This window comes from Bacillus sp. SM2101, assembly GCF_018588585.1.
Taxonomy (GTDB): Bacteria; Bacillota; Bacilli; order Bacillales; family SM2101; genus Nanhaiella; species Nanhaiella sioensis.
Map to the genome: position 1 here is coordinate 202,195 of NZ_JAEUFG010000007.1, position 22,612 is coordinate 224,806.

Below are 22,612 nucleotides of genomic sequence, written 5' to 3' on the forward strand. Positions count from 1 at the left end.
AACCTTTTTTCATCATGATGATAGCATTATATGAATATTCTTAAAAGATGTACCATGAAAACATAGGTACAACAAAATGAATGTTGTTATCCACAAGTGGCTATAATTATTTCATCATGTTCTTTTACATTTACATAATATTTTCATATTTTACAAGTCAACATTTCATCAGCTGCATATAATAATGCTGAATCGTTTAGATGCTATTTAAGGGTTACAGATGGAAATCTAGATTATGCCATTTTCCTATGTGTTTTCAGTATAGGTGCATCATGAAAGGTTGTTATCACCTTGATTGTTGTTTTTCATGTTATGAAATATACACGGGGAACAACTAGCGTTTCGTGGCATCATTTCTTCTGTAATATGATTACTAACATATAAAGCCGCTTCTTATGGTATAAACTTGGTAATAATAGCAACAAAGTTTACAAATGAGCTTAATGAAAAAACAAATGTAAGCGAGTGAGGGAAATGTTATTTATAGCGCACCGAGGTGCTTCTGGATATGCACCTGAGAATACATTTGCAGCATTTGACAAAGCAGTTGCCTTAGAGGCTGACTACATTGAAATAGATGTACAAATGACAAGGGATCAAGAGCTTGTCGTCATACATGATATTACAGTAGACCGTACAACTAATGGAACCGGGAATGTGAAAGACTATTCTCTTAGGTCTATTAAACAATTAAAAGCGGGAAACTGGTTTCATGCAGATTTCAAAAAAGAAAAAGTTCCTACTTTAGGAGAGGTGCTCGATCAATATTCTGACAAAATAGGGATTATCATTGAATTGTGCAACCCCTTTCTATATCCAAAGATCGAACAAAAACTAGCTGCAGAGCTCAAAAAGCGGAACCTTGAACAACAAAATTCCAACATAATTATTCAATCGTTTTATCCTTCTACGCTAAAGAAACTTCATAAACTCTTACCAAATGTAAAAAAAGCATTGTTATTACATTTTTTATTTCACGATTTTTCCAAACAAACACTTGAAAGTTACCGCTCTTTTATTCATTATATGAATGCTTACTGGACCATCTTAAATAGCTCTACGATAAATCATCTCCATTACTATAATTTTGAAATCTTTGCCTGGACAATAAACGACATGAATACGATGAACGAGCTTGCTAAATTAAAAATTAGAGGGGTTGTCACAGATTTCCCAGACTTTAAAACAAGATTTCAAGTTTAATGTGTGTCTCCCCTTTACTCTGTTCATCTACTAAGCAAGGATATACACTTGCTCGGAATGAACTTATTTTCATTTTCTCAGCGAATAACCTATACAAATCAAAATAATTTACATAACCTATTTTTGAGAAAACTAGTGCTAACACACAATAATTTGTTGAGAGGAGAGGAACTACGTTGGCGAATGAAAAGAAAAGTCAACCAAACAAAAGCCCAATGAAAATAATGAATGAATTTTTTCAGGAACGGCCGCGAAGATCTGCTTTTTCAGCAATAGATGATTACTTTTTACTAGCTGCCCCTGAAAACTCTTTCCCTGTAGATGTCTTTGAAACAGAAAAACACTTTGTAATACAAGCTGAACTACCAGGTGTACCGCGTGAGGATATTATTATTGACAGATTAAGTAATGAATTACGAATCAAGGTAAAGCGAGAACTCAAAAATAACAGAACTAACAACAATCCGTTTTCCAGACCCCAAAGACCACCTAAGAATGAAAAGTCTATTTCACTTCCTGAATATGTTTTACCACATAAATTAACGGCTACTCATCGAAATGGTATATTGGAAGTACTAATCCCTAAGAAAAAAAGGAAAAAAATCGACATAGACTAATTCAATTGAAAAAACAAAAATAAAAACAGGGTGAATCCAATCCCTGTTTTATTTTTATATATATAACTTCGGAACAGACTGTCCCTCTGTATTTTGCGCTTTGCGACTTTGTGCTTCTCGATTTTTCCCTTGGGAATTTCCACTTGTTTTTCTTTTTGTTGTTGTTTTATTACTGTCAGATGTTTTCTTCTTTGGAGTACTTTTAGTCCCCTCATTCGATGTTTTTTTCTTTACATTTTTTTTATTTTGATCGCCCGTTTTCTTTTTTGATTGGCTCGTTTTATTACTATTATTATCCTGCTCTTCTTCTTCCTCTTCTGTTATATCTGTATTTTCTGACTCTGATTCTGTGTCATCTTCGTCTTCACTATCATCATTGAGTGATCTCATCATCTTAACCATTGATGGAATGTTTCTAACCAAGGGTCCATATTGTTGCACCATAGGAATTGTTTGTTGTGTCATATTTAACACTTTTTGAACATTACCTAACATTCCCATGATGTTTGAGCCACCAGTAGCCCCGCCGCCACCAAGAAATCTTGATAAAAGCCCCCCAGTTTGTGCTGCCTGTTGTGTCCCAGCTGCTGCCCCGCCAGTAGCATTAGGTAACATTCCACCTAATTGCTGAGCGCCCCCTAAGCCTCCAAACATTTGGTTTGGTACAGTACCAGCAACATTTCCTGGATTAACTCCTCCACCCCCTAGTAATCTACCAAGAATTCCTGGTCTAGCTGCTGCTTGTTGCATTTGATTGGCAGCTCCCCCAATCATATTTGCTCCTCCTGTAGGGGGTCGAAACAATCCGGGTCGTATTGGCGCTTGGTTTGCTATTGGTGGAGGTGTCGGCCTTTGAAATGGAAACATATATCTATCCTCCTTTCTGTAGTAATCAGAAAGTTATCTTTATTGGGTACATAATATGTTTATTCGTTTCAAAATGAAAATGAAACTGCTTTATAACAAATAGGCTATCTTAAAATTGAACAGGTTGTAATGATGCATCAAGCTTAAGTAACTCATAATGATTTTCTGTTAAGTACTCTAATAATTCACGTAAATGGTTAACAGTGGTAGTTTTGTCATGTAATAAGATGACAGGAGCATGATCTTGTTCGCTTAATTTCTCTATTTGCGCAATTGTATCATGTACATACCTTTCATCTCTGTATTTCCAATCTTTACTATCGACATTCCAATCCCACATTATATATCCATTATTAGTAACTGCAGCTTTATATTCGTCCGTCATATAAGGAGCACTACCATAAGGCGTCCTTATTAATGGTGTGGTTTCTCCAGTAATCTCTTTTAATGTTTCATTCGAAACAGACAGTTCATTAAGTAATGATTGACGAGATGCATAAAATTGATGTTTATCATGTGTGACAGAATGTAAGCCTACACCATGTCCTTTTCTAACCATTTCTCGAACGAGTTCAGGATACTCTCTCATTTTTGGTTCTACCATAAAGAAAGTAGCTTTAGCATTATATTCTTCTAAAATATCTAATATATCTTTTGAGCTACCGTAAGGTCCATCGTCAATAGTTAAATATGCGACTTTTTTTTCATGCTCTAATTGTTCTTTATTTATTTCATTTCCAACTTCTAAGCCAGTTGCGATAGAGCTATTCGTTGGTTGTGTTTGTTCAGACTCATCAATTTCTTCTTGTTCTACAGTTGTTTCATCAACATTTCCATCTTCCTGCTGATGAATATTTTCGTTTTCGTCTGAAACATCCACAGTGAGATTTTGTTGCTGATTTTCGTCATTGTCTGTATGTTCGGCAATTGTATTATTGTCATTATCAATTATTTCATCCTCTACAATATCTGTTGTAGATTCAGTTTTGTTACTTTGTTCTGCTGCAACTACTTTATTATTTGAAGCAATTGGCTTATCACTGCCAATGTTTAAACTCATAATAATTATTAATAGCACAATTGAACTGCAAATTAATATACCTTCCCTTAATCTTAAAATCTTTCTTTTTTGTCTTTTCTGTCTCAACGTCATCATCCCTTTTAGTCTATGTTGTTAATAAAATTATAAAATTGAATGAGAGATAAATAGTAACAAAATGGTTACAATAAACGACAAATTTATACTGTATATCGATGACAAGACGTTTTCTCGAATACATTAAAATAAAACAAGCAAACTAGTAAATATGAAAAAACAATTATTCTATGTACAACATTTACATATTCGTATTTAATCAATTATTTATGTACGTCAGATATATATAAATGTTAAAAAGAACCCAAGCATGTGTCATTGGGTTCTTGTCTTTATTTGTAACTAACGCGATTTAACATTGATTTTGTGCCAGAAGTAATGACTCGTATTACAAATAGAGATTGATACAATTTTATTTATTTTAGAAAATAATACGAAATGTATCTAAAAACAGAAAGCTGCTCCAACGATGATTAATAAAATAAATAACACTACGATTAACACAAAATTTGAAAATCCATGATAGCACCCATAGCCATTATGAGGACCATACCCTCCATAAGCTGGGCTTACTCCTTTATAACCATCCATACTTTTTTCCACCTCCTATTACGTGTAGTAACAACAATAGTTGTTAATATCTAATAAAGGCTGTACCAACTATAATTAATAAAATAAACAATACAACGATTAACGCAAATCCACTTGCAAATCCTGCTGCAGCCACTACAAAACACCTCCTTCAAATATTCCTTAATACGTTATTCAAATTGGGTTCTTGACGTAAGGGATAAACACCTAATTTAAGGCATTTTTTTGATGAATTTGTACTATTATTGAAAATTTTCTTAAGTTAAACATGGATAAGCGTACAGGCAAACATCATTGACAAACATACGCTAAATGGAAAGGAGGAGACATATATGAGTTTACACTGGTACAATATGTGCCGTAGATACCATGGGCAAGTCGTTCAAATCGATGATCACTATGGAAATCGTCACGTCGGTAGAATTGTGCATCTTACACCAAATAAAGTATATCTTCAGCCTGCTGGCCCTCCGAGTAGAGGGTTTGGATACGGTCCTAGAGGCGGCTTCGGATATGGCTTTTATCGACCATTTGGTGGATTTTTCCCAGGGTTAGCTGTTGGTATCGGCCTTGGAGCTATAACTGGCATTGCTTTGGCTAGTCTATTTTTTTGGTAATCGAAGCCTATTATCAACATGCTTGTTGTTATGTAAATATGATCAAAACAGAATATCTAATGTTATAGCAACAAAGTTTAAGAAAAGGGCCTAATAAAAAACACTTCCATAATTTCAAAGTGGAAGTGTTCATTTTATATATAATAATTATTAGACTGCCTCAACGTATATAGCTAACTTGATCAAGGATCATGCCTCATCCCAAAATTACAAATTATTCCTACTATATTTACTTTGAATAGCCTTTAGCTCTAATAAGCGCATCTCTAAATCAGTAAAAGTAGGTCGCTATACTTTTTTTGAGAGTAGACGCTTACTTGAACGAGTTTGTTAACCTCTAACAATCGTTTTCATTAACATATGCATTTTAGTTAATAGTTTCGATTTTATTGTTTCGTCTAAAGATATTTCTTCCATACTTTCCTCCATCACTCGTATCCAAATTTGCGCATTTTCTGGTGTCGTGTTAAATGGGTGTCGTGTCTGAACTTGCTGCTGATGATTAGCATTTACCTCTGTTTCATCCATTAAAGCAAGAATAAAAGATTGCTGCCTTGACTTTAATAGATTTAGATCTACACCTCTAGCATTAAACGTATCTTTAAAATATTGCTCTTGTAAAAGATTTTGATAAAATACCTCCACCAGTTCTTTAATCTTTTCTGTATTTAGATTGAGATCTTCACGGTTAGCCATTTCTATCACCTCTAAATGATATAGAAAATACGATTTTATTTTATAACTAATTCTTTGCAGTTAATCATTTTGTATAATTGTCCTTATAATACTTAACGTTTGATAAAGCTTCAGTTTCTATAATCCTTTGTTAAATGTAAGTTTCTAGTTGCTACCTAACAGCCGCTTTTTCATTTAGTATTGACACCTTAAATCTCTTGTTCGCTGAAACCGTTAACGTAAGACAAACTATAGAAAGGATTGTAAAAAAAGCGAAACCAACAGAGTAGCTATTAGTCAAGTTCACTATATAAGCAATGATAAGAGGTGGAAAAAATCCCCCTAAGCTACCCGTAGCTGCTACAATACCATTCGCTGTACCTGTTTGTGTTTTTACTAATAACGGTACAAGCTTAAAGACAACGCCATTCCCAATTCCTGAGCAGAAGGAAATGGTCATAATTGCAATAACGAATATAGCATACTCATTTGTTAACGCTATGACTATACTTACTATCCCTATAACAACAAAGACTTGAATAAGAATCACGTAAGGGTTGAATTTATCTGCAAGCAACCCGCCTATCGGTCGAATTAATGTAGCAATGATAATAAATATTGCTGGAATAAACCCAGATTCCACCATAGGTATATTAAAATTAGATACAAGCATTGTTGGTAATAACACAGTAAACGTTACAAACGTTCCGAATGTTAGGAAATAAAAAAGAGATAGCATTGAAACTGCTTGATTTTGTTTTAAATATTTTAGCGGGTTTACAAATTTCTCATTTACAGTTTTTTCTTTCTTATCCCCTAATATAAAGTTGACAATGACCATAAAAGCAATTAAAAATAAGTAAAATTGAATAGTTAATCTCCATCCTAATTCATTTGCAATAATTGGGGCAAGGAAAGATGTAAATGCAGTCCCTATATTACCTAATCCAAAAATACCATTTACTAATCCATGTTTTGCTTTATTAAAATATTTAGGTAATGAAGTAACACCAATTGAAAATGTGGCGCCACTAATACCAAGAATTAAACCGAGAATAAATAAGTGAATAAATGATGTCGAAATGCTTACTAAATATACTGGAATAAGCAAGATTATAAAGTTTGCTATAAATAAGTTGCTAGCACCGTGCTTACTTGTAAGAAACCCAATAGGAATTCGCAGTAGTGATCCTGATATAACAGGTGCTGACGTAATTAGAGCAATTTGAGATGTGGATAAAGTTAAATCCTGTGAAATAAATGGCATTAACGACGATAATATTACCCACACCATAAAACTAGCAATTAAACTAATGGTTTGTAATGATAACTGCACTATTGGTCTACTATTCACTGTAGTTGAAAGCATGCAAAAAACCTTCCTTCTCTTCTAGTAAAAAATTGGTTTCTCTCTTATGAGTGGTTCATCTCCCAAAAGGGTTTAAGCTATTTTTAACGTGTTGCAATCATAATAAGTGGAAGCTGCGTTTTTCAACTCATTATGTAAATTCATCTATCAAAACCTCCTAAACCAATTTGTTTTTATCATTTACACTATCATTATAGTGTAAACATAAACTCTAAATAGTGACCTGAATCACACTGTCACCAATCCTGTTAGTATGTTAGTTTAATGATGGGCTGAGCACATAGTAGAAGGGTTTTTTTAAGACTTGTCGAAGAGTATGATGTGAGATGGTTATAATGAGGTGAGGAATTTATGGATGGTTATATACAATTTGCAGTTATTTTCTTATTATTTATCACGCTTATACTTCCGTTTACAACATTCATTCATGAACTTGGTCATGCACTTCCAGCTTTATTAATAAGTAAGGATCCTGTAGAAATAAGATTAGGGAAATCCGATAAAGGTACTGGGATTACTTTTGGTAGACTAACAATTAAAATTCAGCCATTAAGTGGTTGGCTTGGATTTGCTTTTTTTCATATTCCAAAACATAAAAGTATGAGTGTTCACCATGCTTTAGTCTTATTATCGGGTCCATTATTCTCATTTATGTTAAGCTTATTTTGTTATGTGTTATATACATTTCTAGACTTTAATTCGATAAGTAGTTTTCTTATTAAATCCATTATGCATGCATCTCTCGGACAATTCATTTTAACAATCTTCCCAATAAAATATCCATCATTTTTATGGGGATACGGAGGTATGCCCAGTGATGGATACAGAGTATTGAAACTATTAATGAATCGTGGATAATAATGAAAGGCTGATTTTATATTAACTGTTATTTTTCTTATGATCACAAGTGGCAGTTAACACAACCGTGGCATTTTGTCCTATGAGGTCAAATAAATCACTGCCTAGTATCTTACTTTGAAGAACAACTATAAACGTTAAGGTAATTTTTAAACTCTCATTTCAAAAAGGGAAATCTATTGAACTGCTGATAAGCATACATCATAGAACTTGTTAGGCTCTTCAAAATTAGGAGAATGAGCAGAGTTTTCAAACCAAACTAGCTCTTTTGTTGGTGCCTCAATCGAATGATAATATTCTTGAACAAGTTCGTGCGGAGTTTGATAATCGTAACGCCCAACGCAGAAATACATAGGAATTTCAAACTTTAATGCAAGATTATACATATCTACTTCCAGTAACTCTTCCCATAGATTATCCAAGGAAAATAGAATACCATCTTTAATAGTCCTAACCCAATCTAGCATTGTATATTCCCGTAATGTAAACGACTTTAGCGCTAATTTTGGAAATGTGCTTTTATGCACTGTTCCTCCAAATTTTTCTAACCACTTTCTTTGTATACGAAGTTTCATTAAATTTTCAAATGGTGGCTCACCTATGTTTTCTAATTGTGTAATTGCTTTTATGTTATTTGTTTCTTTTGCTTTATCAAGTGTAAATTGGTAAGAAACATTCTCACCTCGCTCCATGTTAACTATCTGACCTACCCCAATGTATGCATGTATAAGTTCGGGATACTTATAAGCTGTTATGATACCTAAAAAACTTCCCCAAGAATGTCCGACTAAGTATACTTTTTCTTGATTGAAACGACTCAAAAGAGTAATAATCAATTCATAAACATCTGTAGTGAATTGCTTAATATTCATTGTTTCCCTACTAATATCAGCTGAATATGATTTACCAGATCCTCTTTGATCCCAATTCACTACAACAAAGCTTTCCTCAAGCTTTTTTTGTAACTTTGGTGCGAATCCTATTTGAGCTGAACCTGGACCCCCATGTAAGAACAGTAATATTGGAGCATTTTTACTTTTCCCTCTCATGAGAACATACTGATTCACCCCACCGATCATCATTTTTTCCAATGAAGCAATACTATCGTCCACCAAATTTCCCTGTTCATCTCTAAATCTTGATGTTTTACTTTTAATCATATAAACCTCCTTGTTTTTAAGGTAAAGAATCCACCTATTCCCAACTGTTATAAGAAAGTAATATATATTATAAATACTGAATATTAAACAGATATATGATTAAAAGAAAAGTTGATAAATATGTTAGTAATCTACTTTTTAATTTGCACCTTATTTGTGATTAGTGTAGGGGGAAGTATATCTAATTGTGTAGGACCATTTCTATCTAGCCAAAGTTCCAACTCAATTTTTTCTCCAGCCACCAACTCTTCATACTCGGCCTCAGTAATTCCCCCAACCCAATATACGTCATTGTTCATCATCTGTTCCACTGTTACCTCTTGGCCCGGTTTAGCTATTAAATGATCAGACATTAAAATACGAAAAACACTATCATTTACTTTTTCTTTTGAGATAACATAACCTAACTTAGTTATTTTTATTTGATTATTATTTATGAAGGTAGAACTTAGAAAAACAATAATAATAATAAATGATAAGATAACAAAAATAATACTACCTACAGTAACCTTTTGTTTATTCATAATTTTTCTCATCCTTTTCAAGATTGTATTATATATGTACTTGATAAGGTAAAACTCTATACTCTCAGTACAATCCACCTATTAAAATTACGTATCTTGCCTCCATATGAGCCCACTTGTCACTTCAGTTGTTATTACTGATTACATACATTTTTCATTTAACTAAGCCTATATATAAATCAGTTATCCAGCCGCTAAAATAGACTCAAGTAAAAGATGCGCGCCGCTCGTTTAATTTGACGCATGGTAATGTGAATCATGCCAGCATCGAGATATATGCTCATCTAATACACTGTGACCTATCCTGAAATTGAAGAACTTTTCTAAAACTTGGATTCAGTATTATTTGACGCTTCAAGGAAAAAAAAGTTACACAAAAAAAGGTGTAATAATTACCATGTAAATTATTTTCACCTTAGTTAATTTTCTTTTATAAAATTGGTGTTGTATAACTACTTTTGTTGTTCCAGTTTAGTTATTTGTAACATCACATAACTTTTCAAAAGCAAAAATACTATATTTCCATTCCAAATATTTCTTTACTTCTGCTTTTGAACACCACTTATATAATTCATGTTCCGTTGATAAATATACAGGTTGTATTTGAGGAACTTCAACTCCAAAGCTAATGTCCATCATGCTCATCTTAACATCGCTTTTAATTGTTTCAAATTTATATGAGTAATCCAAATTAAAAATATTAGTTACATTTGTTATTCCAGTTTCTTCATGTAATTCTCTCTTTACAGCTTGTATTGGTTGTTCATTTATCTCTATCCCACCGCTTACTGGTTGCCAATACCCTCCATTATTTAAAACTCTTTTTAAAAGCAAAAAAGAAGGTACTGGATTAATTGTATAAACAAAAGCCAAAATATTAACTCTATCAATCAATGGATGTCCCCCCTACAGAAATGTCCAATAATACATCTATTTGTTCAACTGTTCATTATTATTGGTATAAGATAAAAGATGGACTGATCACCTGTTGATCTTTGAGTAAATGTTCCGTCATATTGCTAAAGATTATTGAAAGACTAACTTCTTCACACTTTACTAAAATGATATTTGAAACGAGAAACACCTTACATTAAAAAACATAAAGTCCAAAATTTCAATACTTACAGTTTACTTATGCTTCCGGCAAAGGTGTTATAAATATAGTAAACTATGTTGTTCTTGACACTAATTTAGAGCTGCAATAAATAATTTTATACAATTGACCCCATTTTATATGAGAAAAGATGCCATAAATGCTTGGGTTAATACATGTTTTATAAGTACGAAAAGCTGCAATCAAGACGAAAACAGCCTAAGTATACTACTCTTCTTCAGGATAACTACAATTTGTTGAAAAACATTTTAGTGTTATACATAAATAATCTTATCTTGTAACCACAAATCATTTTGTTTCGTATAAAACGATATAGATTTCTACGAACCTAGAACCGAAAAATGCTTGTCGGTTTTAAAACAATATATCCAACTTAATTTCATTAAAAGAGTTCAATGGTGTTCTTCGCTATCAATAAGTACACAAACAAGACTAAGTAGGTTTTCTTTGAATTGATGTTTAAGCAGATTCTTCTATTTATTATAAATGACAGGAGTTTTAAATGCCCATTTTTCCCATATAATATCATCTGAAACTAGTTCAGCCATAAAATGACTTACATTTATTCTGCTCGTTTTACCAGCATTAAAAATTGGGCTTCTTATTGGAAATTCACAAACTTCATAAGAACTTTCTTCATCAATGTTGACTAATGTATCCGGCCGTACAGCAATCCAATCAATGTCCCCATCTTCTTTACCAATATTTTCAATCAAATAATTAGCAGCCTTGACATTATCACGATGAGGAGGAAGGAATAAATATAGTAGTGAAAGGATGAGTTTTTCTCCTATAGAATTTCTCTCACTAGATAAAGTATTCGTATAACCTGTTGTACTCATAAGTATGAGTTTTACTTTTGTATCTTTAACTGTCTCACTGATTCTTTTTATTACATCAAATACCAAATAACGAGGTTTACCAAACATCCCTTTAAGTGTAGGGTTGTGACCAAGGCAGGAGATAATGACATTACAATTAAGTAGGAGGTTATTCATCTCAGAGTCATTTAAGTCGTTGATATTACCCTTCTTGATTTCCACTAATGGATGTTCTTTTATGTCTTTGGAAAGAGTTGCACTATTTCTGATAAGAATCCGTGTATTGATTTGCCTTTTGATTAATTGTCTGACGACTTGTTTGCCGGTAGCGCCACTTGCCCCAAGAACTAATACTCTCATATTCCATCTCTACTTTCATACTATTTTATTTCATGTATGATTGAATCGATCAAACAGTCATACTCTTTAATATATCTTGGAACCATTTCTTTTGTATCGTAATGCTGAAACTATTGTACTTCAAATAATTAACGTTCCACAGACACTTAAGTGTTGTTTGTTAAAATAATGAGGCAATATTGCTAATTGATTTACCAATAGATTTCATATAATAGCTTCATTTTTCCCATATCATTTTATATGCTATATATAATTTACTTTAAATGGTAAAACAACAACTTAGACATTCGTTATAAAAACTTCAGGAGATGGCAAATCGTTATAGATTGAATGTATATCATACAACTCTTCTATATGATAGACCCCCTTCTGGTTTTGAACAGTGTAAAGATTTTCTGCTACTTTGGCTGCTACTTTGGCAGTAATCAAAGATTCTTTTTGTCCTTGAATCCCACATTCAGCAACTACTTTTTTACCGTTATACACCCCAAAAGCGTCAACTTTCACTGCATACGTATCTTTTCCGAACCTAATGTTACTTAACAACCACACCATCATCTTTCGAATAGATTGATATTTTAATAGCTTAAATACCCCAGCCCTTTTTAACAATGCAAACATACTAGTCATAATACGGGAATCAAAGCACGCCCTAGTAACAACAGCCGGAACCTTCAATGTGTCTGGTAGCGTATGTTGGTCTGAAAAATTGAAATAAAATCCCTTTCTCTTTCCAATATTTTTACTGAATGAAGTTTCCTTTCCCCCGCTAAAAGCTTCTATTTGAGTCTTATCACTGCCCGAATGAATTTGATACGTGCTATTTAAGTTATTTACCGTCCACTCAATGGCCGCTTTGCCATGATAATCTCCTAGCCCTAGCATGATATAAATATCAATTGCCTCCGTACGATCAAGGTAGCTTTTGGCAAAAGAGGCTAATAAATTTGTCAGTCCAGGCGCTAACCCCACACTTAGAACTGCGCATACATTACTTTTCTCTGCTTCAGCTTGTAATCTTTTAACACTGGATAGAAACGTGTATTTTGCAGAAATATCAACATAATGGATATTATGATTAAAGCAAGTACGAACGAAGTCTAAGTTCCTCTGATCTAAGCACATTACTACAACTCTCACTTTGCTTAATAACTCTGAGGGAACAGGCTTTGAAATATCTAATTCAAACGGTATTACCGTACCTTTTGTTGTTTGACAAAACTCCTCCGCTTTCCTTAAATTTCTTCCAGATGCAATCACTTTTCCAGGTAAGTTTCTCCCAAGAATCTCACAAACTATTTTTCCAACATGTCCATACCCACCAATAACAAGAATATTATCCTTCATTTCATTTATCACTTCCTTTGATTGTTTGTTCTTTATACAGCAACTACCATTAATATGGCACCTATTGAAATCATAAAGATTGTTAGCAAACTACGAACTGTTATAGAATCGGTACGTTTCAACAAAATCCCACTAATTAATACCGTGATGATCGGCTCTGTAGAGGTAATGACACTTACATAAGATACTTGAATCGATTGTGTTGCAAGAAAAAAGAATAATGGGCCTAAACTCGTAAATAGACCCGCAAGTAAATAATAAGGGTTAAATTTATTGAAGCTTCCCTTAATATTGTTTGTTAAATTGCCACGGATTGATTGATAAATCAACACAAAAACTAAGGATGTCATTGCTCCAACCCACGCTCCAAAAAAAGCGTGATCCATAGTTAATAAACCTTGTTTCCGAAGTGCTTGCCCAACACCAAAGGTAAATGCTGAAAGAATTGCTAATTCATATCCAAACGTTTGCTTATTTTTGTAATGCAAGCTCTCTTGGGATTTGATTAATTGCTTATGAGATGTTCCAATTTTCCGTAAACCCAATCCTTCATTCATAATCCCTGCCATTAACAACATCATTCCAACTCCTGGTAGTAGAGAAATTGTTTCATTTAGAAAAAGGATTGCGAATAGCGTTGTAAAAATCGGTGTAGTATTTCGGATTGCAGATGCCCTTGAAGGGCCAATATAAGAAATACTAGAAAATAAGGTCAACCTTCCGATCCCTGTCGTGCATAATCCAGCCAACGAAAAAAACAATACAGAAGTCCATGAAAAGGGTATGTTCCAGCCTTTCACAGCAATTGTAATGATACAAAGAAGCCCTAAAAAAATCACATTTATGAAAATAGTAATAAAGAAACCATTATCTGTATTGTTATTTCTTATTATTCCTTTTTTAATGATCACGTTATTTACTGCAAACATTAACGCTGATAAAACAGCATAAAGCTCACCCATATAAATTCTCCTCCATTCTTCTTATGCAGAATAATGTTATTGAAGATTATATTAGTTTAGATACTAAACCTTATCATTAAAAATAGTTTAGTTACTATACTATAAATAGTAAAAAACTACAATCAACAGAGAGCTGTATGCTGATTGCATTGTTTTGTCAGTATTTTATCCTTTATCTTCTTTTAATAAATCAGTAAATATTTTTATACATCTTTCAAAGATTGCAACTTCGTTTGGGTCTAATTCTTCTCTAATTCTTGCGTAAAATTGCTCGTGAAGCTCCTCATGGGCTTGAAAAGCTACCTTCCCCCTCTCTGTTAATGAAATGAGTACTGCTCGAGAATCTTTATAATGCGGAGAACGAAAAACCAGTTTCTTGCTTTCTAAACGACTGATAACCTGTGTAACGGCTCCTTTCGTTACATCCAAGCGCCTTGCAAGTTCACTCATTAGAATCTCACCTTCAATTCCAATTGCATCTATCGCATGAATTTCACTCGGCGTCAGATTTATTTCTCCACCAAAAGTTCGAGGATGTCGTTCGAGTCGTTGTAATTGAAAAATTAACCTTCCTATATTATGGCTACTATGCTTAGCTTGGTCTGTTGTGTTTTTCTTTTTACTATTCATATCATTTAGTATAGTTACTAAACTAAATAAGTGCAAGCGATTTATTCACATTTTTTCACAAAGTCACTTTTCGTATATTTTGTTGCTATAGATCGTAAAGCTATTGTTTACTGGAGTATTAGTTAAAAAGAAATGTATTTGTATACGCATTTTAATTTTTCATACTACAAACAACAATCAATGCTAAAACCAGTCACAAAAAGATAATTAAGTCATGAATTAGTGAAATATATCTACGTATATGGAAAAGCCAAATTGTAAAATCAAATAAAAACTATGAACCTAATATTATATAATTATTTTACACAATGCGTCGCAATATGAAGTTTATTGAATCGTTACAGAAATAAAAAATGGCAATTATGAAGCATTCGTCCATTTTGGTTTTATTATCCGCTAAATACAATTGAGGGCAACCTAGTTAGATAGGTTCCCCTCATCTTTAATTAGCAGCGTTTTTTATACATCTCAATGATTGTTAATCACATACACTACGTACTAGAGACATTTTTTCTTGCACCTATTACCTTCAAACCGATTTGCTCTATAATCTCAGGAGGTATGGAAAAAGCAAGTGCTGCTGGATCCATAGCAACAGCCATACCTGCTGCCTCTAAATAATCTTCTTCGATGCCGTAATCTGCAAAATCCGCAGGTAATCCAACTTTCATCTGTAAATCTCTAATTTTCTGTACTACCTCTTTAAGGAGAACTTGTCGATCCTTGCCAGCTGTTTCTATTTGTAAGGCTTGAGCAAATTCAACGATTTTCGGCAAGTATAAGTCAGTTAATGATTCAATAACAATTGGAAGAAATACAGCATTGGCAAGCCCATGCGGAATTCTAAACAATGCACCGTAGGCATGAGCTAAATTATGGACAGGTATCGCGTTTAAAGAATAGCTGAAGGCGGTAATCCCCATCGTACTTGCTTGTAGCATTTCTAATCTAGCTTCTAAATCTTGACCATTTTCAACAACGGTTGGCAAATGTTTTTCTATTAAACGAATTGTGTGCAAGGCATTTGCATCTGTAAAAGGAGTCGCATTCGGCGATGCCAATGCTTCTATGGCATGAGTCAGTGCATCAAATCCTGTAAATGCTGTAATGAAAGCTGGAAGTCCTGTCGTCAAGTCTGGATCAAGAACCGCCATATCAGCATTGATAAATGGATTAATCATCGTCGTTTTTAATCTAAGTTCTTCATTGTATATGACTGCAATAGGTGAAGCCTCTGAACCAGTTCCTGCTGTTGTTGGTACAGAAATATGTGGTATTGTCATATGAGTGGCTTCTGGCCAACTTTCAATTAAAAGCCCTCCTGGAATTGCAGTTTTAATATCGGTTAACCCCTTAAATAATGCATATTTCACACCTTTAACCGTATCTAAAACACTACCCCCACCTACTGCAAGAAGCGCATCAGCATTTACTTCTCTTGCAAAACGTGTTGCCGCGTTGACACATTCACTACCAGCATCCTGAACAATATCTAAATAAACACCAGCTAATTCAGGTCCCGTTCCATAAGAAGTTAATGAAAACAATTCAGCTATTTTGTCGACAATTCCAGCTTCCTTAAGGCCTTTATCACTGAATAAAACAACTCTTTTAGCTTGCATGTTTTGAAATAAATCTGGAATCATTGCTCGTGTTCCTAATCCACTATGAATGGCAGTTCTTTGCATATATTGGTTATATGATAATGTCATATACACACCTCATTTCATTAATTATGAAAAATCCCTCTTTTTCGAAAGTGAATATGTTACAGTAAAAAAGGTAAATAAGTTGGGTATCAAGTTGATAAGTGATAGTCAATAAACTAGGATTATAATTAAGTCTCGTGGAGGTTGGAAAATAACAATTGATTCCAACGTCGTTTATGAAGGTCAGGAACCATCGAAGTATGGACATGCTTTAACTGTGTATATGCATCTAATGAGTATTTTCCCATCTCCCTGCCTATACCACTCTGCTTATACCCACCAAATGGTGCATCATTTCTTAATAAATGCCAATCATTAATCCAAACAACCCCTGCTCGAAGTTGTCGCACCACTTCGTATGCTTTATTTACGTCTTTCGTCCAAACCCCCGCAGCCAGACCGTAAATCGTATCATTCGCCATTTTAATAGCATCATCGAGCTCACCATAACGAATAATTGATAATACAGGTCCAAATATTTCTTCTCTCGCAATTTTCATATCATTCGTGACATCAGCAAAAATAGTTGGCTCAATAAAATGGCCATTTTCACAGCCTTCAACTACCGCCTCTTTTCCTCCGCAGACTAACCTAGCTCCTTCTTTTTTTCCTGATTCTATATAAGAAAGGATCGTTTCCTTTTGTTGTGAAGATATAACAGGTCCCATATCAGTTTCAGGATCAAGCGGATTTCCTAACTTTAATGTACCTGCCAATTCTGCAAGTTTTTCAATTACCATTTCATATAGACTATCAGGAACAAATAATCTAGTTCCAGACTCACATAGCTGTCCCGAATGTAAGAAAACGCCAAATAAGCTACCAGGTAACGCAATATTTAAGTCAGCATCTTCAAGAAGTATATTAGGAGATTTTCCACCAAGCTCTAGCGTAGTATTCTTAACTGTATGTGAAGCAAGGCTCATTATATGACGTCCAACTTCCGTAGAGCCCGTAAATGCAATTTTATCAACCTTTGGATGTGTAGCAAGCGGCTCACCTACTTCATTTCCGGAACCGGTAACGACGTTTATAACTCCTTTCGGTACAACCTCGGAAATAATTTCAGCCAGTTTAAGAGTTGAAAGTGGTGTATAACTAGCTGGCTTTATGACAATTGTATTTCCCATTGCTAATGCAGGTGCAATTTTCCAAGTAGCAATTAACATAGGCATATTCCAAGGGGTAATCGCTGCACAAACGCCAATCGGTTCTCTCCATACAAAGTTATGTGCAGGACCAGGGAAAGGAGGTACAGGCAACGTTTCGGAGAATGGATATTCTAGAACAAACTTGCCTAAAGTTTGGAATAAATCAGCCATTTGCATAACGTCACTAGAGGATAATCTTCTAACAGTTCCGCCAGAGCTAATCGTTTCTAGGTAAATAAGCTCTTTTGAGTTTGCTATGATTTTATGCGCAATCGCATATAACAATTTGGAACGATCTTTCGGGTTCATATCGCGCCACTCAGCTTGCTCAAATGCTGCGCTGGCTGCATTAACTGCTTTTTCCACATCATACTTATTGCCTTTTGCAACTTTTGCAACCACATCTCCTGTTGCAGGATTGTGTACATCAAAAGTTTCTCCGCTAACAGCTGGTACCCACTCCCCATTAATAAATAATGGGAAAGTACTTACATCAACTTTTATAGACATATTTGTCCCTCCTTTTAATTTTTAGGCTCTTGTCATAAACATTATTGCTAATGAGACTAATATAGGACTGCAACAATAAAATTTATGGACCTCTTTGTAAAGATACCAAGCCCGCTTCGTTTATCAGTATTTCTTTCATTGAACGAAAAGCAACAATCAATGCGAAAACAGCCATTTTTTTAACAAAGATCTATTTTGAATAACATATTTAAAAAACTACGTAGTGATAGGAATTTGCCAATGATATATAAAAAGTGTCACAATCGGATATCACATAAGAGTTTATGTGGAGTCATTAACTATCCCAACACAGCCTGAAATAATGAGAGAAAAATGTATTCCTATATCACACCGACATCCGCTTCATTCGTTTTATATATTTCCTCGATTTTTTTCCCTCTTGCTCTTGAGAGAATTTCCATTCTAATACTAAGTTGTTTCATCGTATATTGCATTGTTTCTTCAGTCGGATTTCCAAATGAGCTCATTTCTCTTCCTGCTATTCCTTCTTGATTCAACTGTAATGCTAGTGGTGCTAACTCTTCCATTTTGTTACTTACTAAATCAAAGATATGTGGATGCTCTGAAATTAAGCGCTGAAGTAAATATGTCCCGTACCCTATATGTCTGGACTCATCCCTCTTCAACAGTCCAATTCCTTTCATTAAGCCTGGCATAATACCCGCTTTGTCAAGAGAAATGTAAAAGGAATAGTACCCTGTCTCTGCCAAGACTCCTTCTACAAACATGTTATATACTGTAGCAGCTTCTGCAATGGCTTCAGGAGATTGATCGTAAACAATTTTTTCCATTGCATTTGGAAGAATCTCAAAAAAGATTTTCTTATAAATAGGTGTATGGAAATGAGATAAATCACCCTTTTCTCCAATTATATTAAGTACGTTACGGAAAAACTCTGTGTGTTTAGCTTCCTCAAAGAGAAAGGTAGTTAAAAACATTTCCTCCTCAATACGTCCTTCTTTTGCGATTGCCATGATCAGAGGTAGTAAATCTAAAGTAACTGCCTCTTCCCCTCCTTGAAATTGGGCAATAACACGTAGAATATCTTCTTGCTGAACTTCATTAAGTGATTTCCAGTCTTCTCGATCTTTTGAAAAATCAATATCTTGAGGATTCCAAATTCCAAACCGTTTAGCCTTTTGATATAATCGGTATGGCAATAGATCTTCAACAATTCCCCTTTCACTAGTAGTAATCACGTGTTTTCTAACCATTTTGCTCCTCCTTTGACATATAAGTTGATGAATTGCTCAAAAAATTGTACAATTAAGTTTGATAGATATCTAAATTTTCTGTTAAATAAATCTAGTAAACGCTTACATTTATCATAAGGGATTTAATTAATCGTTTCGATTCCTGAAAATATAGGGGTGAATAATGTAAATGTTTGATGGAGAGGTAATTGATTTTATTCATCGTTTAGTAGACACGAAAAACATTAATAAGAGGATTGAATTAATGCTCAGAGGTAGTTTGACTTATTTTCCTTTTGAAAGAGCATCGATATTTTCATATTCTCAACTGAGTTTTATTGGTGAAGGTGTAATGCGAGTAGATGCTGATGGTGTTTATCCTATAACCTATATTCGAGAAGATGTTAGAACGATACCTCCTATTCAAGCCGCAATTACAAGAAATAAAGCGCATTACTTATTTCTTGATCAACTTCGTAAATTCATACCTAACAGGTATATTGATCAATTTGAGCTTTCATCCTTACTAGTTATTCCATTAAGCTACTTACGAAATGTTTTTGGCTGTGTTCTTATCGACAGATATGTTGGTACAAAGCCAATAGACAATGCACTCATAACGAATGTTATGGAATATTACCAATTAGCAGTGCATTCTGTTAAGAGATCCGAATCGCTAACAGACATATTAAGCAGAAGAGAGGTTCAAACACTGCAATTTCTATCAAATGGGTATAGTACTAAGGAAATAGCAATTTTATTAAAAATAAGTGAATTTACAACGAGAGATTATATTAGCTCTGCAATAAAAAAACTTAACGTAAATCATCGTACAGAAGCTGTTGCTGTTGCATTACGCGAAAAGATTATTCATTAGCACCTTTACAGCTATTAAAATAGTTATAAAGTAATCAGTAAACTCAAAAAATATTATAGTATAAAACAACCTTTTAATGCTCCATAACATCATATCTGCTAGGTAGTTTTGAAAATCATTAAATCACTTTTTATCATGTAACTATATAAAAATAGTAACAAAGGTTACAAAATAACTTATTGATATTTCGATACTCCTATCCATAAAACTAACTAAATAGGAGTATCTTTATATGATTGTTTGAATTCACTAGCTTAAGTAGTTTCGTCACCCTATTAATAGAGTTCTGTTATATTTCTTATTTATTCAAGATACTATCGAGAATAATATTATTATCATATAACACTTTAGCAACATCCTTCCCTACATAACGGATATGCCAAGGCTCGTATTGATAGCCCGTGATATCTACTTTGTCTTTTGGATATCTAACAATAAAGCCAAACAAATGAGCGTTATTTTCAACCCATTGCCCTTCGATTGTATCAGCAAAATCAGTTGTTAATAAAAAGTTTACACTTTGACTACTTATATCCATTGTTAAACCTGTTTGATGTTCGCTATGACCTGGAACAGCAACAGCCTGTGATGCTTTCTCTTTTCCATACTTAGCCACCTCAGCGGTGAATAGTTCATTTTGTCTTTCAAATGAACGATAGCCAGAAACAGCATATAAAGTAATATTTTCTTGAGATGCCTGCTTAAACATTTCTTCTAAGGCAAGAGCAGCTTCCGATCGTAAGTAGCTTTTTTCTAGTACTTGGTCTCCAAATGAGAATGCTACATTCGGTACTACCAAGTCATCAGGAATATAATCGCTAGGTAAGCTTTGTTCCTTATTGACGATGGATAATATATTTTCTGGATTCATAATCACTTTAAGTCCATTTTGCTCTTCTATGACATTATTAAATTGTTCTAAGGAAACCAGGTCCTCGTTATTATTGGACGATTGTTTGTCTTGGTCTTCGCCTTGTTGGGCTTCATCTGCTGTCGTTTCAACTTCTTCTTCAACTGCTAAATTTTCTTGCTGACTTTCGTTGCCTTGGTCAGAAACGTTTTCTTCTACTGTCTCCGTTCCTTCAGTTGCTATTACTTCTTCATCTTGCAAATTTACACTTCCATTTGAACAACCTGAAATTAACAGTATTCCAATGAATGTTGAAGTAATAAATAATCTTGTTAGTGTGAAAAATTTCATGTTGGTTGTCCCCTTTTTCATATTAACTTATATAATAAGACCTCTGATTTTATATTTTACCAAAATATAATCAATTATAGGAAAGTTTTTTCCGATCTATTTAACAACCTTTTAGCAAAACCATTCACTTTTAGTACCTTACATAACAATTTACTTTACTCTATATTAGCTTAAAATGATTTGGTTATAATCTAGTCAATATATAAACAAGCCCTTGCTTTGCAAGGACTTGTAAAAGCCAAATAGTGTTTTCATGGCTCTAGCCTAACACCCATGAATTGAATGGAGAAATCCATTTTCCATATATTCAAAACATGAAAGTTTATTGATCACAAGGTATATTAAACTTCAATATACTTACTTAATTGCTGCATCAAGTGCAACTTCAATCATATCATTAAAAGTAGTTTGGCGTTCTTCAGAAGTTGTTTCTTCTCCTGTTAGTATATGATCACTTACCGTTAACACTGATAGTGCTTTGCGACCGAATTTAGCAGCTAATGTATATAGAGCAGTTGTTTCCATTTCGATTGCTAAAATTCCATACTGAGCCCACTTTTCAAATTCGGCATTATCGTTATAGAATTGATCAGCTGTAAAGACATTACCTGCTTTTAAATTCAAGCCTTTTTCAACACCTATATCGTACGCATTCTTCAATAGTTCAAAGTCTGCAGTTGGTGCATAATCAATCCCACCAAATCTAATTTTATTCATACTTGAGTCTGTAGATGAAGTCATCGCTAAAATAACATCACGAACTTTAACATCTTTTTGGATCGCTCCACAAGTTCCTACACGTATTAATGTTTGTACATTGTAGCTTTGCATTAACTCGTTTATATATATAGCAATCGAAGGTACCCCCATACCTGTACCTTGAACTGATATTTTTTCTCCCTTATATGTCCCTGTAAAACCAAGCATACCTCGTACTTCGTTATAACAAATAGTGTCATCTAAAAATGTTTCTGCTATATACTTAGCACGTAATGGATCTCCTGGTAGTAATATTTTGTCAGCGATTTCATTTTCTTTTGCTCCAATATGTACGCTCATCGTAATTCCTCCTAATGTTGTTTACTAGTTCAAGTACAATATAACATAGTTACATGTAGAAAAAAAAGAACATTTTGCGA

22 protein-coding genes and 1 pseudogene are annotated in these 22,612 nt (G+C 33.8%); 5 read left to right on the forward strand and 18 right to left on the reverse strand.

Annotated elements, in window-relative coordinates; translation table 11 throughout:
• Window positions 1–474 precede the first annotated feature (474 nt).
• Entirely contained in the window at window positions 475–1,203 is a 729-nt protein-coding gene (locus JM172_RS09085; RefSeq protein ID WP_214481869.1) for a glycerophosphodiester phosphodiesterase, read from the forward strand.
• A gap of 176 nt (window positions 1,204–1,379) precedes the next feature.
• A complete protein-coding gene (locus JM172_RS09090) occupies window positions 1,380–1,820 on the forward strand; it encodes an Hsp20/alpha crystallin family protein (RefSeq protein ID WP_214481870.1) in 441 nt (146 codons plus the stop codon).
• Window positions 1,821–1,874: 54 nt separating this feature from the next.
• Here the strand turns inward: JM172_RS09090 and JM172_RS09095 are convergent, their stop codons facing one another.
• From JM172_RS09095 to JM172_RS09110, 4 genes and pseudogenes are all read right to left on the reverse strand, one after another.
• Window positions 1,875–2,687, reverse strand: a complete 813-nt coding sequence (locus tag JM172_RS09095) for a YqfQ family protein (RefSeq protein ID WP_214481871.1) — start codon at window positions 2,685–2,687, stop codon at window positions 1,875–1,877.
• Between the two features lie 109 nt (window positions 2,688–2,796).
• Window positions 2,797–3,747, reverse strand: coding sequence for a polysaccharide deacetylase family protein (locus tag JM172_RS09100; RefSeq protein ID WP_214481872.1), 951 nt, complete (start codon window positions 3,745–3,747; stop codon window positions 2,797–2,799).
• Window positions 3,748–4,227: 480 nt separating this feature from the next.
• Window positions 4,228–4,344 (reverse strand): annotated as a pseudogene (locus JM172_RS24745) (YjcZ family sporulation protein); the annotation flags it as partial.
• A 73-nt stretch (window positions 4,345–4,417) separates the two neighbouring features.
• Window positions 4,418–4,510, reverse strand: a complete 93-nt coding sequence (locus tag JM172_RS09110) for a YjcZ family sporulation protein (protein ID WP_214481874.1) — start codon at window positions 4,508–4,510, stop codon at window positions 4,418–4,420.
• Window positions 4,511–4,706: 196 nt separating this feature from the next.
• On the opposite strand from JM172_RS09110, the gene JM172_RS09115 reads away from it, so the two are divergent.
• Window positions 4,707–4,991, forward strand: a complete 285-nt coding sequence (locus tag JM172_RS09115; RefSeq protein ID WP_214481875.1) for a hypothetical protein — start codon at window positions 4,707–4,709, stop codon at window positions 4,989–4,991.
• Window positions 4,992–5,321: 330 nt separating this feature from the next.
• On the opposite strand, the gene JM172_RS09120 is transcribed toward JM172_RS09115, so the two are convergent.
• Together JM172_RS09120 and JM172_RS09125 are read right to left on the reverse strand one after the other, a co-directional pair.
• The gene (locus JM172_RS09120; protein WP_214481876.1) at window positions 5,322–5,687 is read right to left on the reverse strand and encodes a globin domain-containing protein; all 366 of its coding nucleotides are present in this window, start codon (window positions 5,685–5,687) and stop codon (window positions 5,322–5,324) included.
• A gap of 151 nt (window positions 5,688–5,838) precedes the next feature.
• Window positions 5,839–7,035: a nitrate/nitrite transporter gene (locus tag JM172_RS09125; RefSeq protein WP_214481877.1), complete on the reverse strand. Its 1,197-nt coding sequence runs from the start codon at window positions 7,033–7,035 to the stop codon at window positions 5,839–5,841.
• A 351-nt stretch (window positions 7,036–7,386) separates the two neighbouring features.
• On the opposite strand from JM172_RS09125, the gene JM172_RS09130 reads away from it, so the two are divergent.
• A complete protein-coding gene (locus tag JM172_RS09130; protein WP_214481878.1) occupies window positions 7,387–7,893 on the forward strand; it encodes a M50 family metallopeptidase in 507 nt (168 codons plus the stop codon).
• 176 nt (window positions 7,894–8,069) lie between these two features.
• Here the strand turns inward: JM172_RS09130 and JM172_RS09135 are convergent, their stop codons facing one another.
• The 10 genes from JM172_RS09135 to JM172_RS09185 all read right to left on the reverse strand — a co-directional run bounded on the left by JM172_RS09135 (window position 8,070) and on the right by JM172_RS09185 (window position 19,416).
• A complete protein-coding gene (locus JM172_RS09135) occupies window positions 8,070–9,053 on the reverse strand; it encodes an alpha/beta fold hydrolase (RefSeq protein WP_214481879.1) in 984 nt (327 codons plus the stop codon).
• Between the two features lie 131 nt (window positions 9,054–9,184).
• Window positions 9,185–9,577, reverse strand: a complete 393-nt coding sequence (locus tag JM172_RS09140; RefSeq protein ID WP_214481880.1) for a hypothetical protein — start codon at window positions 9,575–9,577, stop codon at window positions 9,185–9,187.
• Between the two features lie 471 nt (window positions 9,578–10,048).
• Window positions 10,049–10,471, reverse strand: a complete 423-nt coding sequence (locus JM172_RS09145) for an NUDIX hydrolase (protein WP_214481881.1) — start codon at window positions 10,469–10,471, stop codon at window positions 10,049–10,051.
• Window positions 10,472–11,164: 693 nt separating this feature from the next.
• On the reverse strand, window positions 11,165–11,872 hold the full coding sequence (locus JM172_RS09150; protein ID WP_214481882.1) for an SDR family oxidoreductase: 708 nt from the start codon (window positions 11,870–11,872) through the stop codon (window positions 11,165–11,167).
• Window positions 11,873–12,151: 279 nt separating this feature from the next.
• On the reverse strand, window positions 12,152–13,219 hold the full coding sequence (locus tag JM172_RS09155) for a saccharopine dehydrogenase family protein (protein ID WP_214481883.1): 1,068 nt from the start codon (window positions 13,217–13,219) through the stop codon (window positions 12,152–12,154).
• A 32-nt stretch (window positions 13,220–13,251) separates the two neighbouring features.
• Entirely contained in the window at window positions 13,252–14,181 is a 930-nt protein-coding gene (locus tag JM172_RS09160) for a DMT family transporter (protein WP_214481884.1), read from the reverse strand.
• Window positions 14,182–14,346: 165 nt separating this feature from the next.
• Entirely contained in the window at window positions 14,347–14,811 is a 465-nt protein-coding gene (locus JM172_RS09165; RefSeq protein ID WP_214481885.1) for a MarR family winged helix-turn-helix transcriptional regulator, read from the reverse strand.
• Window positions 14,812–15,302: 491 nt separating this feature from the next.
• Window positions 15,303–16,523 (reverse strand): iron-containing alcohol dehydrogenase, encoded by a 1,221-nt coding sequence (locus JM172_RS09170; protein WP_214481886.1) that lies wholly within the window; start codon window positions 16,521–16,523, stop codon window positions 15,303–15,305.
• Between the two features lie 125 nt (window positions 16,524–16,648).
• Complete coding sequence (locus JM172_RS09175) at window positions 16,649–18,181, reverse strand: aldehyde dehydrogenase family protein (protein WP_214481887.1); 1,533 nt, start codon at window positions 18,179–18,181, stop codon at window positions 16,649–16,651.
• 341 nt (window positions 18,182–18,522) lie between these two features.
• Window positions 18,523–19,416 (reverse strand): R2-like ligand-binding oxidase, encoded by an 894-nt coding sequence (locus tag JM172_RS09185; RefSeq protein WP_214481889.1) that lies wholly within the window; start codon window positions 19,414–19,416, stop codon window positions 18,523–18,525.
• A 169-nt stretch (window positions 19,417–19,585) separates the two neighbouring features.
• Here JM172_RS09185 and JM172_RS09190 point away from each other — a divergent pair, with 169 nt between their 5' ends.
• Window positions 19,586–20,272 (forward strand): response regulator transcription factor, encoded by a 687-nt coding sequence (locus JM172_RS09190; protein WP_214481890.1) that lies wholly within the window; start codon window positions 19,586–19,588, stop codon window positions 20,270–20,272.
• A gap of 298 nt (window positions 20,273–20,570) precedes the next feature.
• Here the strand turns inward: JM172_RS09190 and JM172_RS09195 are convergent, their stop codons facing one another.
• Window positions 20,571–21,473, reverse strand: coding sequence for a M15 family metallopeptidase (locus tag JM172_RS09195; protein WP_214481891.1), 903 nt, complete (start codon window positions 21,471–21,473; stop codon window positions 20,571–20,573).
• A 357-nt stretch (window positions 21,474–21,830) separates the two neighbouring features.
• Entirely contained in the window at window positions 21,831–22,532 is a 702-nt protein-coding gene (deoD, locus tag JM172_RS09200; RefSeq protein WP_214481892.1) for a purine-nucleoside phosphorylase, read from the reverse strand.
• Window positions 22,533–22,612: the final 80 nt, after the last annotated feature.